Origin of the sequence: Bacillus testis, assembly GCF_001243895.1 — a bacterium.
Taxonomy (GTDB): Bacteria; Bacillota; Bacilli; order Bacillales; family DSM-1321; genus Bacillus_AD; species Bacillus_AD testis.
Window position 1 is genome coordinate 1,139,552 of sequence record NZ_LN851186.1, and the last position, 16,012, is coordinate 1,155,563.

General features: G+C 44.0%; 15 protein-coding genes. 11 read left to right on the forward strand and 4 right to left on the reverse strand.

Annotated elements, in window-relative coordinates; genetic code table 11:
- Window positions 1-120: 120 nt before the first annotated feature.
- A complete protein-coding gene (locus tag BN1765_RS06185; protein ID WP_050616690.1) occupies window positions 121-984 on the reverse strand; it encodes a DegV family protein in 864 nt (287 codons plus the stop codon).
- A gap of 157 nt (window positions 985-1,141) precedes the next feature.
- Between BN1765_RS06185 and BN1765_RS06190 the strand changes: the two genes are divergently transcribed.
- Window positions 1,142-1,987, forward strand: a complete 846-nt coding sequence (locus tag BN1765_RS06190) for a YitT family protein (RefSeq protein WP_050614289.1) — start codon at window positions 1,142-1,144, stop codon at window positions 1,985-1,987.
- 265 nt (window positions 1,988-2,252) lie between these two features.
- Here BN1765_RS06190 and BN1765_RS20235 read toward each other — a convergent pair whose 3' ends face one another.
- Together BN1765_RS20235 and BN1765_RS06200 are read right to left on the reverse strand one after the other, a co-directional pair.
- Window positions 2,253-2,405 (reverse strand): hypothetical protein, encoded by a 153-nt coding sequence (locus BN1765_RS20235; protein ID WP_187119427.1) that lies wholly within the window; start codon window positions 2,403-2,405, stop codon window positions 2,253-2,255.
- A gap of 254 nt (window positions 2,406-2,659) precedes the next feature.
- Complete coding sequence (locus tag BN1765_RS06200; RefSeq protein ID WP_050614291.1) at window positions 2,660-3,478, reverse strand: Cof-type HAD-IIB family hydrolase; 819 nt, start codon at window positions 3,476-3,478, stop codon at window positions 2,660-2,662.
- 138 nt (window positions 3,479-3,616) lie between these two features.
- On the opposite strand from BN1765_RS06200, the gene BN1765_RS06205 reads away from it, so the two are divergent.
- The 10 genes from BN1765_RS06205 (at window position 3,617) to argF (ending at window position 15,091) form a co-directional block, all read left to right on the forward strand.
- Window positions 3,617-4,372: an alpha/beta fold hydrolase gene (locus BN1765_RS06205; protein WP_050614292.1), complete on the forward strand. Its 756-nt coding sequence runs from the start codon at window positions 3,617-3,619 to the stop codon at window positions 4,370-4,372.
- Window positions 4,373-4,453: 81 nt separating this feature from the next.
- On the forward strand, window positions 4,454-4,762 hold the full coding sequence (locus tag BN1765_RS06210; RefSeq protein ID WP_050614293.1) for a metal-sulfur cluster assembly factor: 309 nt from the start codon (window positions 4,454-4,456) through the stop codon (window positions 4,760-4,762).
- Between the two features lie 62 nt (window positions 4,763-4,824).
- Entirely contained in the window at window positions 4,825-5,163 is a 339-nt protein-coding gene (locus BN1765_RS06215; protein ID WP_050614294.1) for a DsrE family protein, read from the forward strand.
- Between the two features lie 489 nt (window positions 5,164-5,652).
- Window positions 5,653-6,687, forward strand: a complete 1,035-nt coding sequence (argC, locus tag BN1765_RS06220; protein WP_050614295.1) for an N-acetyl-gamma-glutamyl-phosphate reductase — start codon at window positions 5,653-5,655, stop codon at window positions 6,685-6,687.
- A 17-nt stretch (window positions 6,688-6,704) separates the two neighbouring features.
- Complete coding sequence (gene argJ / locus BN1765_RS06225; protein ID WP_050614296.1) at window positions 6,705-7,937, forward strand: bifunctional ornithine acetyltransferase/N-acetylglutamate synthase; 1,233 nt, start codon at window positions 6,705-6,707, stop codon at window positions 7,935-7,937.
- 15 nt (window positions 7,938-7,952) lie between these two features.
- Window positions 7,953-8,726, forward strand: a complete 774-nt coding sequence (argB, locus tag BN1765_RS06230; protein ID WP_050614297.1) for an acetylglutamate kinase — start codon at window positions 7,953-7,955, stop codon at window positions 8,724-8,726.
- Window positions 8,723-9,865: an acetylornithine transaminase gene (locus BN1765_RS06235; protein ID WP_050614298.1), complete on the forward strand. Its 1,143-nt coding sequence runs from the start codon at window positions 8,723-8,725 to the stop codon at window positions 9,863-9,865. The genes argB and BN1765_RS06235 overlap by 4 nt, the downstream gene beginning before the upstream one ends.
- Before the next feature lie 72 nt (window positions 9,866-9,937).
- Window positions 9,938-11,020 (forward strand): carbamoyl phosphate synthase small subunit, encoded by a 1,083-nt coding sequence (locus BN1765_RS06240; RefSeq protein WP_050614299.1) that lies wholly within the window; start codon window positions 9,938-9,940, stop codon window positions 11,018-11,020.
- Window positions 11,013-14,132 (forward strand): carbamoyl phosphate synthase large subunit, encoded by a 3,120-nt coding sequence (locus tag BN1765_RS06245; protein ID WP_050614300.1) that lies wholly within the window; start codon window positions 11,013-11,015, stop codon window positions 14,130-14,132. Before BN1765_RS06240 ends, BN1765_RS06245 begins: the two co-directional genes overlap by 8 nt.
- Window positions 14,129-15,091, forward strand: a complete 963-nt coding sequence (gene argF / locus BN1765_RS06250; protein ID WP_050614301.1) for an ornithine carbamoyltransferase — start codon at window positions 14,129-14,131, stop codon at window positions 15,089-15,091. The genes BN1765_RS06245 and argF overlap by 4 nt, the downstream gene beginning before the upstream one ends.
- A gap of 51 nt (window positions 15,092-15,142) precedes the next feature.
- Here the strand turns inward: argF and BN1765_RS06255 are convergent, their stop codons facing one another.
- The gene (locus tag BN1765_RS06255; protein WP_050614302.1) at window positions 15,143-15,955 is read right to left on the reverse strand and encodes an undecaprenyl-diphosphate phosphatase; all 813 of its coding nucleotides are present in this window, start codon (window positions 15,953-15,955) and stop codon (window positions 15,143-15,145) included.
- Window positions 15,956-16,012 lie beyond the last annotated feature (57 nt).

Sequence of the window (16,012 nt, forward strand, 5' to 3'; positions counted from 1 at the left end):
GCTGATGCTTATTGCTATGACACTTTAGGTTTACCTTTCATTTCCTGTTGTTAAACATACAAAAAATGGTTAAGGGGAATCCAAGCATGAAAAAAGAGCGCCACAGGGGCGCTCCCATCATTATTTGCCTTTTTCTTTATTGAGGAAGAAGATGGCGATCGTGCCAGGGCCTGAGTGGGCTCCGATCGTTGCACTAACCATTTGGATTTCGAATGAAGTGGTGCCGAATTCCTCCTGGATCGCTTGCTTCCATTCAAGGGCTGCTTCCAAATCATCGCCATGGCTGATGCCAATGGTTTGCTTATCCAGATTGACGCCTCTTTCTCTCATCAGTTCCAATGTACGGTTAACTAATTTTTTCTTCCCACGAAGTTTTTCCAACGGGATCAGTTTACCATCTTCAACATGCAAAAGTGGGCGAATATTTAATAATCCGCCAACGAACGCTGAAGTTCTGGATATTCTGCCTCCACGTGCAAGATATTCTAAATTTCCTACAGTGAATAAATGTTCCATATGTGTGCTGTTAAAAACGATGTCTTCGATAATCTCTTCTTTAGAGGCTCCAGTCTCGGCTAATTCAACGGCTTTTTGTACGACCAACCCGTATCCGACCGAAGCACATTTTGTATCGATTATTTCAAGATCAAAGTCAGGGTATTGTTCTTTTACCTGATTTCTGATCATGACTGCCGTTTGGTAGGTGCCCGATAGCGCTGAAGAAAAAGCGATGTAAATTCCTTTTTCTTTTTTCTTTGCAAAATCCGTGAATTTCTCTAGGAAATACTCCGGAGAAACCTGCGATGTTTTTGGGGCCTTGCCGTTTCTCATTGCATCATAGACCGTTTTGCTTTGAATGGTTAACCCATCTTCATAATCTTTGCCGTCAAGATGAACATTTAATGGGAAAAAAGTAACATCGTGTTCTCTAAAATAAGATAGAGGTAAATCACATGCACTATCGGCTATAATATGTATACTCACCATATCACCTTCTTATATAATTTAAATAGAATTTCTCTATACAGTGTAACATTTGCGGGCAATAATAGGGAAATAAGGTGTTCTGATTTGCTAAAAAGAGTATAGTTATCAACAGTGAGAAAAAATAGTTGTTGAATTAATTGGAGGGAGTTTAGATTTGTATCTAGCTGAAGCTAAAAAAATTACTATTGTCATCTTGGGAGCATTCTTAAATGCGATCGCTCTGAACTTTTTCTTGATTCCTGCCAATGTATATTCCAGTGGATTTGCAGGTCTTGCGCAATTGATTTCAGGAATGCTTGATTTCTTCCATGCCCCTTTTTCGATATCGACAGGCGTACTTTTATTCTTGTTGAATATCCCGATTACCATTGTTGCTTGGAAGAAAGTCGGTAAGTCATTTACATTATACAGTTTTTTGAGTGTAGCACTTTTAACTTTATTCATGGAATTGCTTCCTGTTAAGGAATTGTCCCCAGACATCATATTAAACGCTGTATTTGGCGGGGTCATCGGCGCGGTAGGGGTCGGTTTCACCCTTAAATTCGGTGCCTCTACCGGTGGAATGGATATTGTGGCCATGTTATTATCCCGTGTGAAGGATAAACCGATCGGGACGTATTTGTTTGCTATGAACGGACTGATTATCGTGTGTGCCGGCTGTTTGTACGGTGCCGAGAAATCCCTTTATACGCTTGTGGCATTATATGCGTCCACACGCGTAGTTGATGCCATCCATACACGCCACGAGAAGTTGACGGTGTTCATCATTACCAAGAAATCGCTGGAATTAAAGACAGCTATCCACGCCAAATTGGTGAGGGGCATTACCATGTTGCCTGCCAAAGGCGCATTCACGGGCGAAGACAAGGAAATGTTGATGATGGTCATTACGCGCTATGAATTATATGATCTGGAAAAAATCATTGAGGAAGTCGATCCACAGGCTTTTGTAAATATTGTAGAGACGACAAATGTCGTTGGTTTCTTCAGGAAAGATTAATAAAAAGCTGGATGGGCCCTATCCCGGTGGAAAAGGGCCCATGCCAGCTTTTTTGTCATCCATCTTATATATTTTTCCTGCACTTGAAATCAAACGCCATTGGCTCATTAAAAAGCAAAAGAACGGCACTGTTAATTGGCCGTTCTTTTGTGGGGGAAAGCTGAAGCTTTAGATTGGTTTCATATAGTTGAAAAATCCCTTTATAGAAAAAGGACACTGTTGCAGAAATTTGGATGAAAGTCCCTGTTAGAGCTTCGTTGCCAGTTTAACTGCAGCATCCAGGTCCCGAACTGCAGCCGCATGATTTTCTTTCCTCGGCTTCAGCCAAGGTCATGCGGTACGGGAATTTTTCATCATGCTTTGAAACGGCGTCTTTACTTTGCTGGAAAAAACGTTTTGATTTTGTGCTTTTACCCATTAGTAACCCCTCGCATTCTAAGCAATTGCCGGCTTTAAACCGACAGTCTTATTATGGGCTGCCAGCCTGCAATACATGCAGGAAATGTTCTGTGGTCGAATATGGACTAGAATAACGGGCATTTTTTCTGGGTCTAATATCCTGTTTCAATGCGAGAGTAAAAACAAAAAAAGGGAAATTAGGAGATCAAGCGCCAGTGAGAACAGGGGTTGGTTCACAAGAATCACTGGGGGATGGATCCCCCGCCGTTTTTTTTACTTCATTTTTAGATTGAATTTTTCTTCAAGGAATAAGCCGATACCATCTTCTTCGTTTGTAAGGGTTGTGTGGTTAGCGACGGATTTGACGCCCTCAATGCCATTGCCCATCGCAACGCCTGTGCCCGCATATTCAAGCATTTCAAGATCATTGTCTTCGTCTCCAAAAGCAACAATTCTTTCTTTAGGGATGGCTAGGTAGTCGGCAACTTTTTGGATGCCGATGGCTTTATTCATGCCGGTTTTAATGATTTCAATCACATGGAAAGGATCTGCCCAGCGGCGATGGTCAATCACCTCGGCATGGACATCGGATAGGTGCCTGCGTATAGCTGCGACATCCTGCTCCTCTGTGTGGATCAACATGCTTGTAGGAGAGGCCTGGAGATAGTTTCGAAGGTCTCCATATGTAATCTGAGGACTGCCGAATTGAAAGAGGTCGATCATCTTTTCATCATGGTAATGGAAATACACTTCATCCTGCACTTCCGCAATGATATTGTGAAAAGGAAAGTCCTCGCAAGCCTCGACAATATCTTTGGCAACCGTCAAATCTAATGGATGATGGTAAGTTCCCCAGCTTGCAGAAAGAGGATGATGAACAAAGGCCCCGTTGAAATTGACAATTGGCGTGTGAAGACCGAGCTCTTTGTAGTAAACCGCACTGGAACGGTAAGGCCGCCCGGTGGCAATCATGATTTCATGGCCTTGTTCTTTCAGTGCAAGCAGAACAGATTTGGTTTTTGCAGATATCGTTTTGTCATTTTTCAATAAGGTTCCGTCTAAGTCTAAAGCGATTAAATGTTTATCTTTCATGGGATCTCCTTTTTCTCTCTACAATCATTTTATTTTTGATTGTAGAGGAAGTCTTATCTTTTTTCCAACAATGAACTTATAAGGTATAGTATAAAGGAGAAAGAATACGAATGAAAATGGTAGGCAGGAGGCTTCATTTTGGTAATCATAAATAAAGAGCACATACATACAATACCTTTATTGCATGTGGTCAAACAAGATCTTATTGACCAGCGGATACCGCTAGTCATTTTCCTGCACGGGGTGACAAGCATAAAAGAACGGAATATGCAGATGGCTTATATGCTTGCCGAAAGAGGATACAGAGTCATTTTGCCTGACGCCCTGTACCATGGAGAAAGATCGCGGAAGATGAATATTTATCCTTATTTTTGGGAAGTAGTGCTAAATAGCATTGAGGAAGTAAAGATCATCAAAGAAGAACTTGAAATACGTTCTTTAATTCAGGAAGGACGTATTGGCCTTGCGGGTACTTCGATGGGGGCTATCACTACTTTAGGGGCTATGGGAAGATATGATTGGATTACTGTAGGCGTTTCTTTGATGGGGAATCCGGCCTATATGCAATTTGCCGAGCAACAAGTGCAGGCAATGAAGCAAATGAACGTTGAATGGTTGAATGACGAGCAAGTAGCAAAACAATTGGATATGCTAAAAAAGTATGATATCACGCAAAATCTTGGCCAATGGAAGGAAAGACCTTTAATGTTCTGGCACGGCGGACGTGACCAAGTGGTGCCATATGAGGCGGAGTATGCATTTTACGAGCAACTAAAACCAGCATACGAGGAAAAGGGGGTACCCATTTCCTATATTTTTGATGAAAAAGCCGGGCACGCGGTGCCAAATTCAGGTGTTGTGACAGCGGTTAAGTGGTTTGCGGATCATCTTTAATACCTTTTTTCCCGGGTTGGAACGCCCATGGGGAAAAGTGATGAGTATTTTGATACAATAGGTTAAAAGGAGTTGAATGCTATGGATCAAGATTTAAAGGACAATCTGATGGGGGCTTTAGAGCAAGTAATCGACCCTGAATTGGGAATCGACATTGTCAACCTTGGATTGGTGTATGATATAGATTTGGATGAAGAAGGAATAGCAACAGTGACTATGACGCTAACAGCCATGGGCTGCCCGTTAGCAGGCACTATTGTCGATCAGGTGAAAATTGCCCTGGAAGATATTCCGGAAGTAAAGGATACAGAAGTAAATATTGTGTGGAATCCGCCTTGGACGAAGGACCGCCTTTCCCGCTATGCTAAAATTGCGCTGGGCATTTCCTAAGAAAAAGCTGGTCGCTCCAAGGGTATAGTATAGATACCAATGCTTTAAAGGAGAGAAGAACCATGAATAATAAAATTATTTTATTAAGCTCCAATAAATTCGGTGCAGGCAATGGAGAATTAGGGGAAACCGTTCTAGAAACATTTTTTACATTGTTAAAGCAAAGAGAAGACTTGCCTCATGCCATTTTCTGTATGAATTCGGGCGTATTGGCGCTGACGGATGAATCGATGGCTTCTTTACATCTGAAAGAGTTGGAGGATAAAGGCGTGGCGGTCTTTGCATGTAAGACTTGTACGGATTATTATGATGTCACCGATAAATTGGCCGCAGGAAAAGTCAGCGGCATGGATCATTTTATTGAGCTGGCAAGCCAATATGAAGTATTAACGATCAATTGAATAGAATAGAATGGTAAGCGGCCTCCTTTGGGAAAGCCGCTTTTTTATTACTGAAATAAAATAGGTACTATCATCGTTTTATATTGATTTAAGTTAATTTCGGTCTCTTATGCAGAGGCCGCTTTTTTTGTTTTTGTGACTAACACTTCAACCAGAACAGTGGAAGTTCAACTAGAAACCGGTAGTGACAGATGCAACCCTCCCGTCATTAAAGGGTCATTTTATTAATAATGACTGTATAAGAAAAAGGAATATATAAGAATAATAGTATGGTTTTTCTAGCATATATTTGGAAAACCCAATAATGGCACAGAACAAAATAATAAGTTAGAAAAATAAATAATTTATAAAAATTCATTTGCATTTATTTTTATTCATGCATATAATAATGTAAATAAATAATGGAAAACATCAATATCTACTATTTTTTACTTGGCTAACCATTTCCTGTTCTTTGGGAAAGAAAAGAATGAAGGCGGTGCTATAAAAATGAATGTTTCAATTGTGGGAGCTTCAGGCTACAGCGGAATCGAATTAATAAGGCTCCTTGAAAGGCACCCTTCCTTCAGGGTGACCTCTCTTCATTCTTCATCGAGGGCGGGGCAGCCAATCCATATCGAGAATCCGCATTTGAGCCATTGCTCTCAAGTTCTTTGCGATATTGACGTCGAAGCCATTGCCCAAAAAAGTGATGTTGTTTTCCTTGCCACGCCATCCGGCATTGCATCCGGCCTAGCGAAGGATTTCCTGGACGCGGGGCTGAAGGTCATTGATTTATCCGGTGACCATCGACTGCGCTCCCCGGAGATATACGCAAATTGGTATAACAAATCTCCGGCCGATAGGGAAGTGCTTAGCCGTGCCGTATACGGTTTGTCGGAATGGAATGCAGAGGAAATCAGGAAAGCGGATTTGATTGCAAATCCAGGGTGTTTTCCGACAGCCGTTTTATTGGGATTGGCACCGCTGCTGAAAGAGAAAGCCTGCATTCCCGGTTCGATTGTGATCGATGCTAAAAGTGGCGTCTCTGGTGCAGGCAGGTCAGCGAGTTTGGGCTCTTTATTCAGTGAAGTAAATGAGAATGTGAAAATCTATAAAGTGCACCAACATCAGCATATTCCTGAGATTGAACAGCAAATGGCAGAATGGCAGCAGGACATCGGTATGATCGAATTCAATACGCATCTTATTCCAATGACGAGGGGAATCATGGCCACAATATATGTGCAATTAGCTGATGGTTGGAAGAATGAAAATATACAGCAATTATACAAAGACATATATCACAATCAACCTTTTGTACGTGTTCAGCAGCCAGGTGTATATCCTTGCACGAAGCAAGTAATGGGGTCCAACTACTGTGATATTGCCGTGTCGCTAAATGATAGAACCGGCAGAGTGACGATTGTGTCAGTGATCGATAATTTAGTGAAAGGGGCAGCAGGCCAGGCCATCCAAAATGCCAACATTCTCTGCGGATATAATGAAACCGCCGGATTGATGCAAGTGCCTTTATTTCCATAAGCCTGCTTGGTGAAGATATGAACAGCACGCATACAAAAATAAAGATTGAAGAAGTAAAGGAAGGCAATGTTTTGAGCGCCAAAGGTTTCTTAGCAGGAGGAGTGCACGCCGGCCTCCGATATGCAAAAAAAGACATCGGCATAATCGTTTCTGATGTTACAGCGAACGCTGCAGCTGTCTATACGCAAAGCGTAGTCCAGGCAGCTCCGATTCTAGTGACGAAGGATAGCCTTTCTGCAAGCGGGTTATTGCAAGCAGTTGTCGTCAATAGTGCCTGCGCAAATGCATGTACAGGCGAACAAGGCCTGAATGATGCCTATGAAATGCGAAAAACGGCTGCTGATCAGTTTCAGCTACAAGAGAATCAGGTGGCGGTCGCTTCCACAGGTGTTATAGGTGAGTACATGGATATGGAGAAAGTGAATAAAGGCATCGGCCAGCTGAATCTCTCCAGTGAACCCGCCGGGGCTGAAGCTTTTGAACAGGCTATTCTGACAACCGATACTGTGACCAAGCACTGCGCCTACCAAGCCTGTATCAATGGTTGTCTTGTAACGGTTGGAGGAGCGGCCAAAGGATCGGGCATGATTCATCCTAATATGGCCACCATGCTGGGTTTTTTGACAACAGATGCTGCGGTGAGCAGCGAACATTTGCAATTGGCTTTGTCCCAAGCGGTGGATTATACATTTAACCAGATAACGGTGGATGGAGATACATCAACCAATGATATGGTATTGATCATGGCAAACGGTATGAGCGGAATCGAACCGCTGTCGCCTGAGCAAGAAGAATGGCCAGTTTTCGTTGATCTTGTTTCCCGCGTATGCGAACAACTGGCAAAGAAAATAGCCCGCGATGGCGAAGGGGCCACAAAGCTGATCGAAGTGATTGTCGAAGGCGCGCACTCAAAGGCAAATGCCCGGAAAATGGCGAAGACGGTGGTAGGTTCCCCATTGGTCAAAACAGCCATTTACGGCTGTGATGCCAATTGGGGACGAATCATTGCGGCAATGGGTCGCAGCGGCGTCCAATTCAAGCCGGAACATGTAGGGATTTCGTTTGAAGGCATTACGATGTTGGATCAGGGGAAACCTGTGGCTTTCTCAGAGGAAGATGCCAAGGCATACCTACAGAAAGATACCATCACCATCTATGTCCACCTCCAGGAAGGGAATGAATGTGGCGTAGCATGGGGATGCGATTTAACCTATGACTATGTAAAAATTAACGGAAGTTATCGGACGTAGGGAAGGAGCATGCAAATGAAGATTCTACTCATTAAATTGGGAGGCAGTATCCTTAACCATCTGCATGAGTCCTTTTTTTCCAGTCTACGAGATTTACAGAATGATGGATACCGGCTGATCTTCGTCCATGGCGGCGGCCCGGACATCGACTGGATGCTTGAAAAAATGGAGATTGCATCTGAATTTCACCGAGGATTAAGAAAAACAACACCCGAGGTACTGAATGTTGTCGAGTTGGTCCTCTCGGGAAAGACAAATAGGCGCCTTGTGTCGATGCTGCAGCGGCATGGCTTCCGTGCAATCGGCCTCCATGGCAGCGATGCCCATTTACTGGAGGGGAAATATATCGATCAGCATGGGCTCGGCGAAGTTGGGGAGATCACTTCCGTCAATTGCAAGATGATCACAGACATCCTTCAGCTCGATTTAATACCCGTTTTAACGCCATTAGCTTTATCACAGTCCGGAACAACGCTCAATGTCAATGCTGATATGGCGGCAGGAGCAATTGCAAAAGCGATGAATGCGGAAAGCTGCATATTCGTCACTGATGTAAAGGGTGTCCTTCGTGAAAATCGGTTAGTTGATTTTTTGACGATTGAAGCTGCGGAACAATTAATAACCGATCAAGTGATCATTGGCGGAATGATTCCAAAGGTCAAAACCGCCTTGGCTGTTGTGCAGGAAGGCATCGGCAAAGTGCGGATTGTCAGCGGGAAAGAACCTTTCTTTTCCGGTGGCCGTTGGATTGGCACAACATTTTCAGGAAAGGCGGGAGTTCAAGCATGAGTCATTTATTTCAGACATATGCCAGATGGGATATCACTCCGGAACGCGCGCAGGGCAGTTGGCTGACAGGGCATAATGGAAAGCGTTATTTGGATTTTACTGCTGGAATCGGCGTGTTGAATCTCGGCCATCGCCCCAGGGAAGTAGAGCAGGCTATACAGGATCAACTGGGCCTTTACTGGCATACATCTAATTTGTTTCAGCAGCCGCTTCAGGAAAATTTGGCTGACGTATTGTCTTTTTATTCTGGTTTGGATTGCGCTTTTTTCTGCAACAGCGGCGCCGAAGCGAATGAAGCGGCCATCAAGCTGGCCAAAAAAGCAACTGGGCGAAAAAAAATCCTTTCCTGCCTGCAATCCTTTCATGGGAGAACCTATGCGACGATGGGAGCGACAGGTCAGGAAAAAGTAAGGACCGGCTATGGACCGATGCTTGATGCGTTTGACTATGTAGCTTTTAACGATTGCGAGGATTTGCTGCGGAAAGCGGACAACGATACGGCAGCCATCCTGATTGAAATCATCCAGGGTGAAGGAGGCATTCACTGTGCCGACAGCACGTTTATCCAAACAGTCAAAGATGCCGCAAAGGCTGTAGGAGCGTTAATCATAATTGATGAAGTACAAACGGGGATTGGGAGAACTGGCAAGCCTTTCGCTTTTCAGCATTATGATTTAAGCCCTGATATTATTACCGTTGCCAAAGGGCTTGCTAACGGTTTGCCGATCGGGGCGATGCTTGGAAAAAAAGAATTGGCGCCTTACTTCAGTGCAGGCAGCCACGGTTCTACGTTCGGAGGGAATCCAATCAGTGTAGCTGCAGCTCAATCCGTTTTGAACATAGCTTTGCAGGACGATTTTTTAATGGAGGTAGAGAAAAAGGGAAAATGGCTTCTGAATGCCCTGGACGCTTCCATGAAAGAGTGTGGGGATGTTATTGAAATCAGAGGGCTGGGTTTGATGGTCGGCATAGAAATGGTCTATGAGGTAAAGGATGTCCTTTTGGATTTACAGAAAGAGGGGTTATTGGTGCTGAATGCTGGTCCTAACGTCATCCGGTTGCTTCCGCCGCTAAATGTCTCTGAGAGCGAGCTGGAATATGCCGTTACAATAATGGCTGAACGCCTCAATGGAGGTTGAACATTAAAAAAATTTAAAATAAAAAGTATATTTATGCGAATAAATGAATGTTAATTAATTGGGGTGGATAATATGGACAGCTATATACATTTGCAGAACGGAGAAATATTTACGGGAAAATGGCTGACTGGCATACCAGAAGAGACCGTTGCTGGTGAAATCGTTTTTTTTACGGGAATGACCGGTTATCAGGAAGTTCTGACGGATCCTTCCTATAAAAACCAAATCGTCGTTTTTACGTATCCTTTGATCGGCAATTATGGCATCAATGAACATGATTTTGAAAGTAAAAAACCGCATGTTAAAGCGGTGATTGTACACAGAGGAGATATGGCATATTCACATTACGATGCCAAAAAGTCACTTGTGGAATATTTGGATAAATGGGAAGTTCCATTGATAGGGCATGTTGATACGCGGGCCATCGTGAAACGAATCAGAGAGCAGGGCTCCATGCCTGTAAGCATTTCAACAACCGATAAACTTCCTGAGAATGCTGGGGGTTATGTGTATGAGCATCCTGTCCCAATGGTATCTTCTAAGGACATTAAGGTATATGGGGAAGGAAAACATCATGTTGTCTTGGTAGACTTCGGATTTAAAAAATCAATTCTTCAATCTTTGCTTGATCATCAATGTAAGGTAACGGTCGTGCCCTATAATACTACTTTTGATTTCATACAGTCGCTTAAACCGGATGGAATCGTGTTGTCCAATGGGCCCGGAGATCCGACAGAAATGCTGCCATGGATTGAGAATATCAAAGCGGCTATAACCGCTTATCCAACGCTGGGAATTTGTCTGGGACATCAATTGATTGCTTTGGCATTTGGAGGAAAAACAAAGAAAATGTTGTTTGGACATCGAGGTGCCAATCAGCCCGTATTGGATAAAAAAAGCGGATCCGTCTTTATGTCTTCGCAGAACCACAGCTATGTAGTTGATGAGGAAAGCCTGGTTACGACTGGCCTATTGCCTCGTTTTATTCAGGTAAATGATGGTTCTGTCGAGGGGCTGGAGCATGAAGATCTGCCTGTCATATCAGTCCAGTTCCATCCGGAAGCAAATCCTGGACCAGCGGAAAGTGCGTCTATATTCAACGAATTTATCGTTTCATTGAAACGTAACAGCGGGAGAGAAAAAGCATATGCCTAAAGACAATTCACTACAAACCATACTTGTTATCGGATCGGGGCCTATCGTCATTGGCCAGGCTGCGGAGTTTGATTACGGCGGTACGCAGGCATGCCTAGCGCTGAAAGAAGAAGGGTATAAAGTCATCTTGATCAATAATAACCCTGCAACCATTATGACAGATGAAAAAAATGCGGATGTCGTTTACTTTGAACCATTAACGAAAGAAGTTGTTACCAAGATCATCGAGAAGGAACGGCCGGACGGCTTATTGGCAACTCTTGGCGGCCAGACCGGACTGAATCTGGCTTATGAACTGGATGAAGCTGGTGTATTGGAGCAATACAAGGTAAAACTACTGGGAACACCGATCGATTCTATAAAGAAAGGGGAGGACCGTGAGCTGTTTCGGGAATTGATGCTCCAAATCAATGAACCGGTCCCGGATAGCAAGATCATTCACTCACTTGAAGAAGCGATGGAATTTGCCGATGAAATTGGCTTCCCCATTATTATACGCCCTGCTTATACATTGGGTGGGACAGGGGGCGGCATTGCCTCTGATGAAAAACAATATAAGGAATTGGTGCGGGGAGGGCTGCAAGAGAGCCCAATTACTCAATGCCTCGTAGAAAGAAGTATTGCCGGTTTTAAAGAAATCGAATATGAAGTAATGCGTGATGCATCAGGAACATGCATAACTGTCTGCAATATGGAAAACATCGATCCGGTTGGTATCCACACGGGCGATTCAATTGTCGTAGCACCGTCGCAAACGTTGACGGATGAAGAATACCAAATGCTTCGCAGTGCCAGCATAAAAATCATTTCTGCCCTGGGGATTATCGGGGGTTGCAATATTCAATTTGCGCTTGATCCGAAAAGTAAACAGTATTTTCTCATTGAAGTGAATCCACGTGTGAGCAGGTCTTCTGCTTTGGCTTCCAAGGCGACAGGATACCCGATCGCCAGAATTGCGGCTAAGCTTTCTGTCGGCTATCTTCTGTCTGAATTGGTTAATCCTGTGACCAAAAGCACCTATTGCAGTTTTGAGCCTGCTCTTGATTATGTGGTAGTGAAGTTCCCACGTTGGCCGTTTGACAAATTCGGAGAAGCAGATCGCAAATTGGGTACCCAAATGAAAGCCACCGGTGAAGTGATGGCGATTGACAGAAACTTGGAAAGTGCAATCCAAAAAGCGGCAGCTTCATTGGAAAAGAAATTGGTCGGATTGAAACTTCCGAAGCTACAAGATCTATCTGTGCAAAACCTTTATAATGAAATACGCAAAAAGGATGATGAACGGTTTTTCGTTATTCTAGAATTGCTTCGCCGCGGGGAGGGAATCGATTCGATTCATCAGGAAACACAAATTGACTACTTCTTCCTGCATATCTTCGCCCAGCTGGTTGCCGTAGAAAAACAAATTGAAGCTCAGTCATTTCAATCAGTACGGCCTGATGAACTGGCCTTGTATAAAGAATTGGGATTTGGCGACCAATTTTTAGCGTATGCATGGAATGTGGCTCAAAGCGAGATCAGGGAGAAAAGAAAACAGTGGGGGATAACTGCTTCTTATAAAATGGTCGATACATGCGGAGCCGAGTTTGAATCGAAGACGAGCTATTTTTATAGCTCATACAGCGGAGAAAATGAACAATCTCCAAGTGCGAAGCAAAAGGTCCTAATCCTGGGAAGCGGTCCGATCCGAATCGGCCAAGGGATAGAATTTGACTATTGCTCCGTCCACAGCGTACTGGCGTTGCAAGAAGAAGGCATTGAAAGCATTATGATCAACAATAATCCGGAAACAGTCAGCACGGATTTTGCCACTGCCGATAAATTGTATTTTGAGCCATTGACTCTCGAGTACGTTCTAAATGTGATAGATGCTGAAAATATTACCGATGTTATTGTTCAATTCGGAGGGCAAACAGCCATTAATCTTGCGGGACAGCTTGAACAATCAGGAATCCGATTATTGGGCACTTCCTTTGATGTCGTCGACCAATTGGAAGACCGGGATCGGTTCTATTCTTTGCTGGATTCGCTTGATATTCCCCATGTTCCAGGGTATATTGCCCGCGATAAAGCCGAATTGCTGCACTATGCACAAGAACTGCACTTTCCGGTATTGGTGCGCCCTTCCTATGTGATCGGCGGAGCCGGAATGAAAATATATGGGGATCTCGAAAGCTTGAAAGCAGGGGTCATCAACAGCAACTATCCTATTCTAATTGATTCATATATAGCCGGTACCGAAGCGGAAGTGGATTTGGTGGCTGACGGGGATGCTTCCTTTATTCCACTCATTGCCGAGCATATCGAAAGAGCAGGCATCCATTCAGGCGACAGCATGGCGTATTTGCCGGCGCAGAATCTCTCGCCTGCCATTCAAACGACAATAGCTGAATATGCGGAGAAAATCGTAAAAGCTCTGCATTATTCGGGATTAATGAATATCCAGTATGTCATTGAGGAAGACCAGGTATACGTTCTCGAAGTAAACCCGCGGGCAAGCCGGACAATCCCTATTATTTCAAAAGTGAGCAATGTCCCTATGGTACAAATTGCGACAAAATTATTGCTTGGGAAATACAAACTGGATGATTTGATAGCCAAACCGTATTCTTCTGTAGAGCTGCCTTATTATGTGGTGAAATATCCTGTATTTTCGACTTTCGCATTGAGCGGGCTGGACAGTAAGCTAGGGCCGGAAATGAAATCGACAGGAGAAGGAATCGCCATCGGAACGACTAAAGAGGAAGCGCTGGCTAAGGCCTTTACTTTCCTTGAAAAAAATGTTGCTTCTCATGGGGAGGAGGTATTTGTTTCACCGTCGGTTAATTTGGATGAAAGCTTTCGGGTGCGTATGGAAGCTGCCGGCCTCAACCAAGCATCATTTCCGGATTTGGAGGAATGGCTCCGTTCGCGGAAAGGGAAAATCATCCTTTCTCTAGAAGAGGATGAGAAGGTTGCCCGATTAAAGGCGGCAAAATACAGATTGATGATCTTTACCAGCCTTGAAACATTTGCTGCATATATAGAAGGAGCTGCACATAGCGATGCTCTTCCCGTTGTCTCATTGGGGGAATGGCATGAACAATTAAGGGAAGGTGTAGTGAATATATGAGTGCATTAACCAAAAAAGAAACAGATCGAATTCTTGGCACTAAAGATTTTCTGACTTTGACGGATGTGAGCGGTGAACAGATTCTGAGCCTGCTGGCATTGGCGGAGTTTATCAAAAGGAAACATAGCTGCGGCGAAGAGTATGCACCATTGAAAAACAAAACTTTAGCGATGATTTTTGAAAAATCCTCTACCCGTACACGCGTTTCGTTTGAAATTGGGATGCTGCAATTGGGAGGCCATGCATTGTTTTTAAGCAGCCAGGATTTACAGCTTGGCCGGGGTGAGACCATCTCTGACAGTGCGCATGTATTATCGGAATATGTCGATGGAATGATGATTCGGACATTTGGCCACGATAAAATCCAAGAGCTGGCCGACAATGCGAGCATTCCAGTCATTAATGGACTAACAGACAGCTTTCATCCATGCCAGGCTCTGGCTGACCTATTGACGATCAAAGAGTTGAGAGGAACACTGCCGGGCTTGAAGGTGGCTTATATAGGGGACGGCAACAATGTCGCGCATTCTTTAATGGAAGCCTGTGTGAAAGTGGGAATGAAGATGGCTGTCGCCACCCCTAAAGGATATGAACCTGATCCCCTCATTTCCCGGCGGGTCAGTGAAATGGCAGAGCAGGCAGGCGGCCAGTTTATCTTGACCAATGATCCTCTTGAGGCGGTGGAAGAGGCTGATATTATCTATAGCGACGTCTGGACGAGCATGGGCCAGGAACATGAAAACCAGCAGCGGTTGCAGGATTTTATTGGTTTTCAGGTAAATGAAAAGCTGGCTTCCTATGCCAAGCAGGATTATTTGTTCATGCATTGTCTTCCTGCGCACAGGGGAGAGGAAGTCAGTGCAGCGGTGATTGATGGCGAGCACTCGGTCGTTTTCCATCAGGCGGGCAATCGCCTGCATGCACAAAAAGCAATATTGGTCGATTTGCTGGCTGATTAAAAAGAAGCACGTTTCCTTAGTTGGGATACGTGCTTCTTTCGTTATGCCGGCTTAGGCAAAAATAAGTACTGCTACGCCGACGATAAAGCAATAGATGGAAAAATAGATGAGATTTCCCTTTGCCATAATATTCATGAACCATTTCAACGAGAAATAGGATGCGACCAGCGAGCCTAAAAAGGCAAGAGTGTACGGAATCGCAAGTGAACCGATTTGCGGATCGGCCAGAATGTCGCTAAATGACAGAATCATGCCCCCTAATGAGATGGGGATGAATAAAAGAAATGAAAAACGCAGGGCCGTTTCCTGTTTCATCCCTAATGCCATGGCAGCGACGATGGTTGCACCTGAGCGGGAGATGCCGGGAATTAATGCAATTACCTGGGATAGGCCAATAATGACGGCATCTTTAAGTGTAAGATCCCCATCATTTTTGCGCCCTTTCAGGTTTCTAATAAGCCAAAGGGCCAGGGCGGTAACTAGAAGGGCAATTGCCAATGTGCGTATTCCTTTGAAATACGCAGCGATATAATCGTCGAATAATACGCCGACAACGCCTGCAGGGATCGTGGCAATAATCAGGTAGATAATAAAACGAAAATCAGCTTTTGCGCTTTCCTCTTTTTTGGTTACATATTGGATACCATTATTGATCAGGCGCACGATATCGTTTCGGTAAATAAGCAAAACAGCGATTAGCGACGCTGAATTAACCAATAGTTCAAAGCTCATTCCTTTAATCTCTATTCCGAAAAAATGCTGGATTAAGACTAAATGACCGCTGGACGAGACAGGGATTGGTTCTGTGAATCCTTGAACAATCCCTAAAAATAGGTATTTCAGAATTTCAATAAATTGTTCCAAAACGGGTCCTCCTGTGAATCCTACTGTTATGTCTTTTTATTTAACACTATTCTAATA